The 11,610-nt window shown below is 68.4% G+C and carries 7 protein-coding genes; 3 read left to right on the forward strand and 4 right to left on the reverse strand.

All coding sequences use genetic code 11. From position 1 onward, the window contains the following. Positions 1–234 precede the first annotated feature (234 nt). Genes ACLIVD_RS27825 through ACLIVD_RS27835 form a run of 3 tightly spaced genes read left to right on the forward strand, consistent with a single transcriptional unit; the run spans position 235 to position 7,977 of the window. A complete protein-coding gene (locus ACLIVD_RS27825; RefSeq protein ID WP_491930960.1) occupies positions 235–5,727 on the forward strand; it encodes a glutamate synthase-related protein in 5,493 nt (1,830 codons plus the stop codon). Beyond that, on the forward strand, positions 5,724–7,493 hold the full coding sequence (locus tag ACLIVD_RS27830; RefSeq protein WP_491930961.1) for a sulfite reductase subunit alpha: 1,770 nt from the start codon (positions 5,724–5,726) through the stop codon (positions 7,491–7,493). Before ACLIVD_RS27825 ends, ACLIVD_RS27830 begins: the two co-directional genes overlap by 4 nt. A gap of 34 nt (positions 7,494–7,527) precedes the next feature. Beyond that, positions 7,528–7,977 carry a flavodoxin domain-containing protein gene (locus ACLIVD_RS27835; RefSeq protein ID WP_477952699.1) on the forward strand — a complete coding sequence of 150 codons (450 nt, stop codon included), beginning with the start codon at positions 7,528–7,530 and terminating at the stop codon, positions 7,975–7,977. A 4-nt stretch (positions 7,978–7,981) separates the two neighbouring features. Here ACLIVD_RS27835 and ACLIVD_RS27840 read toward each other — a convergent pair whose 3' ends face one another. The 4 genes from ACLIVD_RS27840 to ACLIVD_RS27855 form a co-directional block, all read right to left on the reverse strand. After that, positions 7,982–8,845 carry a PaaX family transcriptional regulator gene (locus tag ACLIVD_RS27840; RefSeq protein WP_491930962.1) on the reverse strand — a complete coding sequence of 288 codons (864 nt, stop codon included), beginning with the start codon at positions 8,843–8,845 and terminating at the stop codon, positions 7,982–7,984. Further along, positions 8,829–10,064, reverse strand: a complete 1,236-nt coding sequence (locus tag ACLIVD_RS27845; protein WP_491930963.1) for a kynureninase — start codon at positions 10,062–10,064, stop codon at positions 8,829–8,831. Before ACLIVD_RS27845 ends, ACLIVD_RS27840 begins: the two co-directional genes overlap by 17 nt. Further along, positions 10,061–10,915: a tryptophan 2,3-dioxygenase gene (locus tag ACLIVD_RS27850; protein WP_280782087.1), complete on the reverse strand. Its 855-nt coding sequence runs from the start codon at positions 10,913–10,915 to the stop codon at positions 10,061–10,063. The genes ACLIVD_RS27845 and ACLIVD_RS27850 overlap by 4 nt, the downstream gene beginning before the upstream one ends. A gap of 133 nt (positions 10,916–11,048) precedes the next feature. Then, positions 11,049–11,564: a hypothetical protein gene (locus ACLIVD_RS27855; protein ID WP_491930964.1), complete on the reverse strand. Its 516-nt coding sequence runs from the start codon at positions 11,562–11,564 to the stop codon at positions 11,049–11,051. Positions 11,565–11,610: the final 46 nt, after the last annotated feature.

Raw genomic sequence — 11,610 nt, forward strand, 5'->3', positions numbered from 1 at the left:
GCGCGGATTTGGTACCGCTCGTCGGCTGCGGATCGAGCTACTTGCTCTCGAGACTTAGCCTCGGCTAATCTGCGATTTCGCGCGGACCTGCGAAAGTTCCGCACCTCAGACAACGACGTCTGCCTCACCGGCGTATCGGTTCGGGGCCGGTTCTCTGCCGTGATCCTCTCGCCGACGCCACCCGTGCGCCCAGCACGGCCCCATATTCGGCGAGTATCGCGAGGAGACAGTCGGTTGAACACGAGTGCCACCGAGTCCGGCCTGTACGACAGGACGCTCGACAAGAGCAGCTGCGGCGTGGGCTTCATCACCCGCAAGGACGGCATTCAGACCCATGACGTCCTCACCCGGGGCCATCAGGCCCTGTGTGCTGTTCCTCACCGCGGTGGCATGTCGGCCGAGGGTGTCGGCGACGGCGCCGGTGTCTGCGTCGACTTGTCGGTGCCGTTCTTCCGCACGCTGACCGGTCAGGACGATCTCGAGGCCGGCCGGTTCGGTGTCGGCAACTTCTTCCTCCCCACCGACGTGGCGTTCCACGGCGACGCGGAGGCCGTCATCGAGCGGGCTCTCGCCGATCAGGGTTTGCGGGTGCTGCTCGAGCGTGACGTGCCCGTCGACGCGACCGTGCTCCGGCCCGCCGCGATCCGGCACCAGCTGCCGATCCGGCAGTGGGTGTTCACCGCGCCCGACGCGTGCGCCGACGAGACCGAGTTCGACCGTCGCATCCACGACGCCCTGCTCGCGATCGAGGCCGTCGCGTACACCCAGCCCGATCTGGCCGGGCTGTACCCGCTGTCGCTGAGCGCCCGCACCCAGGTGCTCAAGGGCCGCCTCAACTCGAACGAGGTGATGCCCTACTTCCAGGACCTCGTCGACCCGGCGCACGCCATCCACACCCTGTACTTCCACACCCGGTTCTCGACGAACACCGACCCGCACCCGACGATGGCGCAGCCGTTCCGTCTGATGGCGCACAACGGCGAGCTCAACACGGACAAGAAGAACCGCCTGTCCGAGACGGCGCTCGCTCGTGCCCGCAACCGGGAGATCGTCCGCCCGCACGGCCAGTCCGACAGTTGCCGCCTGGACCAGACGCTGCAGAGCCGGGTGGTGGAGGACGGTCTCGACCTGGTGACCGCGGTGGTGTCGATGATGCCGCCGGCGTGGGAGAACGACTCCACCCTGTCGTCCGAGGTCCGGGCGATGCTCGAGTACTTCTCGCTGTACGAGGAGAAGAACGACGGCCCGGCGGCGCTGATCTTCGGTGACGGCACCGTCGTCGGCGCCCGGCTCGACCGGCTCGGACTGCGTCCGCTGCGCTCGGTGGAGACGGACGAGTACCTGTGCGTCACGTCCGAGGCCGGGCAGATCGACTTCGACCCGGACACCGTCCTGCACCGCGGACGCATCGAGGCCGGCGGAATGCTGTACTTCGACCACCGTGAGGGCCGCTCGTACTCCACCGACGAGGCACTCGAGCTGCTCGCCTCCCGGAACGACTACCCGACGCTCGTCGCGGAGGCTCGCCGGACCATCGAGGCGCTGCCCGAGGTCGAGGCCGAGCCGGGACCGCTGCGGTACAACGGAGACCTCGAGCGCACCCAGCGCTACGTCGCGTACTCGCACAACCAGGAAAGCTTCAAGTTCATGATGGACCCGATGCTCGCGTCGGGTCAGGAGAAGATCTCCGCGATGGGCTACGGCAACGCCATCAACGCGCTCTCCGATCAGGAAGGCGGGGTGGCCAAGTACTTCTCGCAGCGTTTCGCTCAGGTCACGAACCCTTCGCTCGACAGCATCCGTGAGGCCGACGGCATGACGCTGCGCGTCGCGCTGGGCGCCAAGCCGAACAGCGGGGCGCGGTCGGCGCCGCAGATCGTGGTGCCGTCGCCGATCCTCACCCACATGGACATGCTGCGGATCCGCAAGCAGTCCGAGACGCCGGTGCAGCGTTTCCCGATGCTGTACACCCCCGACCACGGTGACTCCGCCGCCAACGCGGCCGCACTCGAGGCCGCGGTCGACGGGCTGTGCGACGAGGTGGAGTCGTTCGCGCGCGAGCAGGGCGGCATCGCGATCGTCACCGACCGCCACGTGGCCACCGACCGCGCCGCGCTGCCGATGATCGTGGCGATCTCCGCTGTCAACCAGCGGCTGATCGAGGAGGGCCTGCGCCTGCGGGTGTCCGTCGTCGCGGAGAGCGGTCAGATCTCGTCGTCGCACCACGTGGCCGCCGCCCTCGGTTTCGGCGCCGCCGCGATCTACCCGCTCGCCGTCCGTCTGCGCGCCGAGGAGAAGTTCGCCGACGAGGCGGATGTGGCGTTCAAGCGGTTCGCGAAGGCCGCCGAGAAGTCGCTGATGAAGACGATGGGCCGGGTCGGCCTGTGCACCGCCGAAAGCTACATCGGCGGCGAGTTCTTCGAACCCAACTACCTCGACACCGACGACCGGGTGCTGCGCCGCTACTTCGCGAACGTGAAGACGCCGGTGGGTGGTGTCGGGTTCGCCGTCATCGCGCAGGCCGTCGCCGACTGGCACCAGCGCGCCCTGACGGTCACCGGGGAGAAGGACGTCCCGCTGCTCGGCCTGTTCAAGGAGCGCGCGGAAGGCGCCGGTCACTCATACGGCACGGCGGCCGTGCGTGGCTTCGTCGACCTCACCGAGGAGCCCATCTCGTTCGACACGGCGGGCACGCAGGACCACACGGAATCGCTGCGACTGCTGCCGTTGAACCGGCTCGAGGACGCGTTCGGCCTCGACGACGACGCCTACCGCAACGCTGGCTTCCAGAAGCTGACACCCGAGGCGATCGACCGCTTCGAGATCACCCCCGGCTACCGCGCGTTCGCGCGGACGATGGCCGAGGAGCGCACCCGTCGTCCCGCAGCGCTGCGCGACGTGCTGGATCTGCCTGCGGACGTCACGTTCCTCACCACGGCAGCCGAGTTCCGCAAGCAGATGGGCCGCTTCTCACGCAAGGGCAACAACAGCTTCGCGGTGCGCGGACTCGAATCCGAGGCCCTCGGCGAGGACCGGTTCCGGTTGCGGCTCACCGGCCCCCACGCGGGCGAGGCCCGTGTGCTGGCGGCGCTCGGCGAATCGCTGGCGATGCGGTTCGGCGACGACCTCCTCGAGCACAGCGTGGACGGCGATGCCCTGCTCGTGCGCACGTCCGGTGAGGCGCTGCGATGTCTGTCGCTGCTGCGCACCGCTCCGGCGAGCCTGCCGATCGAGCAGGTGCAGAAGGCCAGCGAGATCACCCCGTTCCTCACGTCCGGCGCCATGAGCCACGGCGCGTTGAACTCCAACGCGCACGAGGCCGTCGCGCACGGCACCAACATGGTCGGCGGCATGTCGAACAGCGGTGAGGGCGGCGAGCACATCTCGCGCTACGGCACCATCCGCGGTTCCCGGATCAAGCAGTTCGCGTCCGGCCGCTTCGGTGTGTGGGCCGGGTATTTGGCCGACCCGATGCTCGAGGAACTCGAGATCAAGATCGCGCAGGGCGCCAAGCCGGGCGAGGGCGGGCAGCTGCCCGCACCCAAGGTGACCGTCGAGATCGCGGCCGCGCGTGGCGGCACCCCCGGTGTCGAACTCGTCTCTCCCCCACCGCATCACGACACGTACTCCATCGAGGACCTCGCGCAGCTGATCCACGACTGCAAGGCGGCGCGGGTTCGCGTCATCGTCAAGCTCGTGTCCTCGGAGGGCATCGGCACCATCGCGGTGGGTGTCGCGAAGGCCGGCGCCGACGTCATCAATGTCGCGGGCAACACCGGCGGCACCGGGGCCGCGGCGGTGACCAGCCTCAAGTACGCCGGACGTTCGGCGGAGATCGGTGTCGCCGAGGTTCATCAGGCGTTGTGCGCCAACGGGTTGCGGCAGAAGGTGCTGCTCCGTTGCTCCGGGGCGCACCAGACGGCGAGCGACGTGGTGAAGTCGGCGCTGCTCGGCGCCGACAGCTTCGAGTTCGGCACCACCGCGCTGATGATGCTCAAGTGCGTCATGGCCAAGAACTGCAACGTCAAGTGCCCGGCCGGTCTGACCACCAATCCCGAACTGTTCGACGGTGATCCGCGGGCGATGGCGCAGTACCTGCTGAACATCGCGCACGAGACCCGCGAGGTGCTGGCCGAGCTGGGGATGTCCTCGCTGCGCGAGGCCCGGGGCCGCTCCGATCTGCTGCAGCTCCTCGACCACCCGTCGAGCGTCGGCCAGCTCGACCTGCGCGCGATGCTCGCCGTGGTCGAGGAAGTGACCATCGGCGATCCGGTGTACCTGGAGAAGGACTACACCCTCGACGACGGCTGGCTCGTGCAGCTGCGCGCCGCAGTGGTCGAGCAGGGCGAGGCCACGGTCGAGCTCGGCGACGGGGTGCACCTGAGCAACCGCAACAAGAGCGTCGGCGCCCAGCTGGCGGTCGACATCGAGCGGATGCTGAACCACGAGCTCACCGATGTCGAACTGCCCGCGGTGCTCCGCGACGAGCGCGGCCGCGGCTACCTGCGCGACGGCAGCGTCCGGATCGCCACGTCCGGATCCGCGGGCCTGTCGTACGGTGCGTTCTGCAACGACGGCATGACCCTCGTCCACACCGGAACCGCCAACGACGGCGTCGGCAAGGGCGCCAACGGCGGCAGCATCGTCGTGCGCTCGCCCGGTGGCGGCTCCGATCTGCACGGCGGCAACGTGCTGATCGGCAACTTCGCACTGTTCGGCGCCACCGGTGGACGCACGTTCGTCGAGGGTCAGGCGGGCGACCGCTTCGCCGTCCGCAATTCGGGTGCCACCGCGGTGGTCGAGGGCGTCGGCGACTTCGCGTGCGAGTACATGACCAACGGCGCCGTCCTCAACCTCGGCGGCTTCGGCAAGGGTGTCGGCAACGGGATGAGCGGTGGCTTCGTCTACCAGTACGACCCCGAGGGCAAGCTGCCCGCCAAGGCCAGCGCGGACTCGATCCTGCTCGGCTCCATCACCGGCGACGACGAGCATGCGGCGCTGCACCGTCAGGCCGTGCACGTGCTGCTCGGGTGGCACCTCGAGGCCACCGGTTCCGCCAAGGCGGCCTGGTTGCTCGAGAACTGGGAGACCGAACAGCACCACTTCGTGTACGGCATGCCGCGCGCACTGCTGCAGTACCAGGACAGCGACGAGATCCTGAAGGCCAAGCCCCGCAAGGAGCTCGCCGACGAACTCGCCGCCGCACTGGTCGCGCACCAGGTGCGCAAGTTCAAGCTGGACTACCGGGACGGTCACGCGGTGCTGGACGGCGCCGTGCCCGGCTACGGCGAGGCCGACACCGAAGCCATGTTCGCGCTGCTGAACAACTACACGGTGCTGAACGCGGCGCAGGAGATGGCGCTGTCCAAGCTGCCGGGTGCCGCGGATCCGTCCGATCCGGCGGTCGACAAGGCCGTCCGCAACCTGCTGCTCACCGAGGACTTCTTCCTCATGCAGCGGTTGCAGCGGTACGCGCGGGAAGCGTTGAAGGACTACAGCGACGAGGACCTGGCCGTGATGGTGGCGGCCAAGCGTCTCGCCGACTACAAGGATGCGCTGCGCCGCCGCAACGTGCGGTCCATCGACGCCCCCGGCACGTACGGCTGGATCCTGCACCAGGACGCCAAGAACGTCGACAAGATCGGCCGGCTGCCCGGTTTCGAGGAGCTGTTCGCGCAGCACGCTCTCCCCGATCTGATCCCCACGAGAGACGTGGTCCCCTCATGAAGATGCCCTACATCCCCCAGGACGCCCCGTTCAGCGAGGACCAGCGCGTGTGGCTCACCGGCTTCCTCGCCGGCATGAGTTCGCGCCTGGTCGTCGGCGGCTCCGACGCGCCTGCTGCGGCGGGCGGTGGGCAGTTGCCCGCCATGCACGTGCTGTATGGCAGCCAGACCGGGAACGCCGAGGGTGTCGCGGAAGACGCTGCGGCCGCGGCCCGTTCGCAGGGCTTCGCGCCGGTGGTGAGCGCGCTCGACGACGTCGACAGGGACGCCCTCGCCGCCATGCACCGCGTCCTCGTCGTCACCTCCACCTACGGTGAGGGTGAGATGCCGGACAACGCCGAGCTGTTCTGGCAGGCGCTGGCGGCGGAGACCGCGCCGCGACTGGAGAACACCGACTTCGCCGTCCTCGCGCTCGGCGACACCGGCTACGACGGGTACTGCCAGGCCGGCAAGATGATCGACACCCGGCTCGAGCAGCTCGGTGCCCGCCGCGTCACTCCGCGCGTCGACTGCGACGTCGACTACGAGGACACCGCCGCCGCGTGGGTCGCCGACACCCTCCCCCTGTTCGCGGCCGTCGAGGGCATTCGCGGCGAGTCCCCCGTCGCCGATGTCGCCGAGCCCGAGACGAAGCCGGCCCGGAAGCGGTCGCAGTGGAACCGCAAGAACCCCTACGCGTCCACGCTCTCCGTGAACCGGCGGCTGTCGAGTGACACGTCCGCGAAGGAGATCCGGCACTACGAGTTCGCGCTCGCCGACAGCGGTCTCGAGTACGAGGCCGGTGACGCGCTCGGTGTGATGCCGATCAACGATCCCGCGCTCGTCGACGCCCTGGTGTCCCGGCTGGGCATCCCGGCGGATGCCGCCGTCACCGGCAAGGAGCGACCGTTCAGCGATCTCCTGCTGCACGGGTACGAGATCTCCACGCCGAGCCACGAATTCATCGACGAGATCGAGAAGCGGGCGGGCGACGAAGAACTGAGCCACGTGCTGCGGCACGGCGACAAGGAAGCCCTCGACGCCTGGTTGTGGGGCAAGGACGTGCTCGACCTGCTGCTCCTCGAACCGTCGGTGACCCTGACCGCGGACGAGTTCGTCGGGCTGCTGAAGCCGTTGCAGCACAGGGCGTATTCCATCTCGTCCAGCCCACTCGCCAACCCCGGCAGCGTGCACCTGACCGTCGCCAGCGTCCGCCACAGCTCGGCCGGACGCGACCGCGGCGGCGTGTGCTCCACGTTCCTCGCCGATCGGATCGCCGAGGGTGGCAGCGGCGGGATCTTCGTGTCGAAGAACAAGTCGTTCCGCGTCCCCGCGAACGACGACGCACCGATGATCATGGTCGGCCCCGGCACCGGCATCGCGCCGTTCCGCGCGTTCCTGCAGGAACGGCAGGCGCGAGGCGCGTCGGGACGCAACTGGCTGTTCTTCGGCGACCAGCACCGAGCGTCGGACTACATCTACGAGGACGAGATCGGCGCGATGAGCGACAGCGGTCTCCTCACCCGCCTCGACCTCGCCTTCTCCCGCGACCAGGCGGAGAAGATCTACGTGCAGAACCGGATGGTCGAGAACGGCGCGGAATTGTTCGCCTGGCTCGAGGACGGCGGCCACTTCTACGTCTGTGGCGACGCCACCCGGATGGCGAAGGACGTCGACCGGGCCCTGCACGAGGTCATCGCCACCCATGGCACCCTTTCCACCGAGCAGGCCGCCGACTACGTGACCAAGCTCAAGAAGGAAAAGCGCTACCTGCGCGACGTGTACTGACCACGTCGGCAGCAACTCACGAGGAGCAAGAACAATGGCAGTGGTGATTCTGTACGGCAGCGAGGGCGGAACCTCCGAACTGGTGGCCGACAACATCGCCGACGTGCTCGGCGACTACGGCGACACGTCCCTGTACGACATGATGGAGTTCGACGCGGGCGACCTCGACCCCGAGAATTTCCACGTCATCGTGTGCTCCACCTACGGTGAGGGCGAGCTGCCCACCGGCGCGGAACCCTTCTTCGAGGGTCTCGAGGAGGACCAACCCGACCTCACCGGTGTGCAGTTCGCGCTGTTCGGCCTCGGCGACAAGGTGTACGAGGAGACCTACAACCGCGGCGGCGAGATCATCGCGGAGAAGCTCGTCTCCCTCGGCGCGGTCCAGGTGGGCGAACACGGCAGGCACGACGGGTCCAGCTCGATCCGCCCGAAGGATCAGGCCGAGGAGTGGGCCAAGAACATCGGCGAGGAATTCCTCGGATAGCACCTCACACGGGTAGTCGCGACTGCACGCTCCGCACCCAGTCGCGGCTCCCGTCGAGGTAGCGGTCCCGCGCCGACGCGAACAGGCGGACGCTGTCGGCGCCGGGCCAGTCCGCGGGCAGCATCCCGGTAGGCAGGCCCGGGTCGATGTACGGGATGATGCGCCATTCGTCGAGCAGCGGGACGAAGCGGACGAACGCGTCGCGCGGCGACACCTCCTCTGCGGCAGACAGCGCGACCCGGTGGCGGTCCAGGAAGTCGCGGTGCCGCCCGGCGATGCCGCCCAGATCCCACCACCGCGTCGCCGCGTCCCCCATCGAATCGGGGACGAACACCGCCGTGGACACGAACGTGGTCACGTACTCGGACAGGCCCAGCGCGGCGACGATGTCCTGGACCTCGCCGGCGAGGTACTCGGGGGCGATCCACAGGCCGGGCGACACGGTTCCGCAGCCGATCCAGCCGAGTCGCCTGCGCAACTGGTGCCGCACCGCCCGTTGCGATTCGGGGATGGTGAACGAGATCAGCCGCCAGGGATCAGTGTCCGACATTTGACGGAAGCCGAAGATCCGCGGATCGCCGCGTCTGAACATCGCCTCGGCCTGCTCGGTCACCTCGTACCCGCTCCGCCCGTCGCGGGTCAGCGGCCGCAGCACCCCCTTCTTCTTCAGGCGGGCCACCGCGATGCGCGTCGATTCGGACGGGATACCGACGGCCTGCATCAATTCCACGAAGTCGGCGATCGCCACCCACCCGCCGAGGTCGCGCACGTACGCGCCGAGGACGGTGCGGATCAGCGACGTCGCGCTGCCGGGCCGCGAATCGAAGTCGTCGAGGATCGCGCTCGCCGGTTCAGTCGGTGAGTTCATCACGGATCGCGAGTATCCCGGCGCACACCTCACCGAAGCTGGTACTCAACGGGCTCAGGCCGAGCCGAAGCCCCTGCGGGGCCCGGAAGTCGGGGATGACGCCCTTCGTCCACAGTCGCTCGACGACGGTCTGGAACCGCGGGTGGTCGATGATGACGTGACCACCCCGTTCGGCGGAATCCTCCGGCGACCCGATCTCCGCACCCAGCGGCACCAGAAATTCGCGCACGAGGTCGAGTGCGTACTCGGTGAGCGCGATCGACTTGGCGCGCACGGCGTCCATGCCGACCTCGTCGAGGAGTGCGAGGGTGTCCTGCAGCGCGATCATGCCGAGGACCGACGGCGTTCCGCTGATCACCCGCCGGATGCCGGGCGCCGGGCGGTAGCCCTGCTCCATCGCGAACGGGTTGTCGCGGCCCATCCAGCCCCAGATCGGCTGCACGAAGTCCTGCTGATGGTCGGCACGAACGTAGGCGAACGCCGGTGAGCCCGGTCCGCCGTTCAGATACTTGTACGTGCACCCGACCGCCAGATCGACACCCCACGTGTCGAGTTCGAGGGGAACCGAGCCGACGGAGTGGCACAGGTCGAGCAGCAGGAGCGCACCGGCGTCGTGTGTCACGCGAGCGGCGCCGGCGGCGTCGACCAGGTACCCGGACCGGTAGGCGACGTGGCTGAGCACGACGAGCGCGGTGCGTTCGGAGACCACGGACTTCAGGTCGTCGACGGTGACGCCGCCCCGGGTATCGGACTCGATCCACCGGAGCGTGAGCCCGAGTTCTCCCGCGACGGCCTCGAGCACGTACCGGTCCGTCGGAAAGTTGTCGCGGTCCACGACGATCTCGGTGCGGTCCGGCCGCAACGCGAGCGCACCTCGCGCGAGTTTGTACAGCAGGACCGTCGTCGAGTCGCCGATGGTGGTCTGCCCGGCGGCCGCGCCGAGCGCCACCCTGGCGAGAGTGTCACCGATCGTGATCGGCAGGTCGTACCACTCCTCGTCCCACCCGCGGATGAGCCGGCCACCCCACGACTGGGTGACGAAGACGCCTATCCGCTCGGCGCTCGCCTTGGTGGGTCGGCCGAGCGAGTTGCCGTCGAGGTAGGCGGGCACCGAGGGGTCGTCGGCGCCGATGAACAGGTCGCGGTACGGGCGCAGCGGGTCCGCGGCGTCGAGCTCGGCGGCGCGGGCGGCCGGCACATCGGTCGAAGTGGTCATCATCGTCCGATCTCGGTGCGCACGGCCAGCAGTTCCGGGAAGAACGTCAGGTCCAGCGCCTTCTGCAGGAATCCCACTCCGCTGGACCCTCCCGTTCCGGATTTCATGCCGATGGTCCGCAGCACCGTGCGCATGTGACGGAAGCGCCACAGCTGAAAGTTCTCCTCGAGGTCGACGAACTCCTCGAAGGCCTCGTAGACGGCCCAGTGTTCGTCGTGGTTCTCGTAGACGAACTTGATCAGGGGCAGCAGGTCCTCGTTCAGCGTGTAGGCGGCGGTCACGTCGCGGTCCAGCGCGGAGGCCGGCACGTCGTACCCGAGCCGCGCCAGACATTGCCAGAACGCGTCGTACAGGCTCGGCTCGGCGAGGAGCCGTTCGAGCAGATCGTGGGCGGCGGGATCGGCGTCGAACACCGCAAGCATTCCGGCGTTCTTGTTGCCGAGCACGAACTCGACGGCGCGGTACTGGTAGGACTGGAACCCGGACGAATTGCCGAGGAACCGGCGGAACTCCGAGTACTCGGTGGGGGTCAGCGTGGCCAGCACCGACCACTGTTCGGTCAGCGTCTTCTGGATGTGCTTGACGCGGGCCACGCACTTGAGCGCCCGGCCGATCTCGTCCTCGTCGAAAGCGGCTCGGGCGGCGAGCGTTTCGTGCAGGACGAGCTTCAGCCAGAGCTCGGTGGTCTGGTGCTGGATGATGAACAGCAGTTCGTCGTGATGCTCCGGCCGGCTCACCGGTTTCTGCGCGCTCAGCAGGGTGTCGAGGTCGAGGTACGAGGCGTAGCTCATCCGCTCGCTGAAGTCGGTGACGATGTCTTTCTCGATGGCTCTGGTGTTGGCCTGCACGCCCATGACCGTCCTCACTGCTGGTGTTCGAGTTCCGGGCTCCGCCCTCCATATTACATAATCGTGGCGACCGCTACAGTTGTCGAATACGCGCTTCGTAGCTCGGCGATTGACCAGACGTCACGGCCCCAACCGACGCTTACCGTTCCGCGTCAGCAGGAGCTGTGAGCGTGGTGGTGGTCGTCGGTGTGGGTCTCGTCGTCCGCGTCGGTAGCTCTGGTGGCGGCAGCATCCAGGTGGTGGTCGGCTCCGACGAGCGTGTCACCGGGAGCACCTCGAACGACGTCTGCACCACCATGGACGGGGTCGGCAGACACCTCAGACCGGCCACCTGGAAACCGCGACTGCCGCGGTTCGGCACCGCCGCGCGGAAGTCGGCGACGCTGCCGACCTGACGGGTCTCGCCCAGGACACGATCGCCGAACTCCACCGCCCACGGCCCGCCACAGGTCGGAAGACTCGTCGCGTGATATTGAATGCGGTCGCCCGGCTGCCCGCGCGGCGGAGTGAGGACGAGGACCGGCCCGGCGGGATCGAGCATGCGCGTCGCGTCCCTGTCGGGTTCGCTCGACGCACCGCCGCCGGTGTGGAATGCGAGCAGGACAGCAACCGACCCGACGAATACCGTCGTGGCCAACCAGGGCGTCTGCCGCACCGACCTCACCTCGCACCCTCAATTATGCGGCTTCGCCGTCCGTGCG

The sequence above is a fragment of the Rhodococcus sp. G6(2025) genome, from assembly GCF_058628105.1.

Excerpts from the sequence above, each read along its gene's own strand:
- ACLIVD_RS27830 (WP_491930961.1), top strand. The coding sequence starts at position 5,724 with ATGAAGATGCCCTACATCCCCCAGGACGCCCCGTTCAGCGAGGACCAG.
- ACLIVD_RS27835 (WP_477952699.1), top strand. The coding sequence starts at position 7,528 with ATGGCAGTGGTGATTCTGTACGGCAGCGAGGGCGGAACCTCCGAACTG.
- ACLIVD_RS27840 (WP_491930962.1), bottom strand. The coding sequence starts at position 8,845 with ATGAACTCACCGACTGAACCGGCGAGCGCGATCCTCGACGACTTCGAT.
- ACLIVD_RS27845 (WP_491930963.1), bottom strand. The coding sequence starts at position 10,064 with ATGATGACCACTTCGACCGATGTGCCGGCCGCCCGCGCCGCCGAGCTC.
- ACLIVD_RS27850 (WP_280782087.1), bottom strand. The coding sequence starts at position 10,915 with ATGGGCGTGCAGGCCAACACCAGAGCCATCGAGAAAGACATCGTCACC.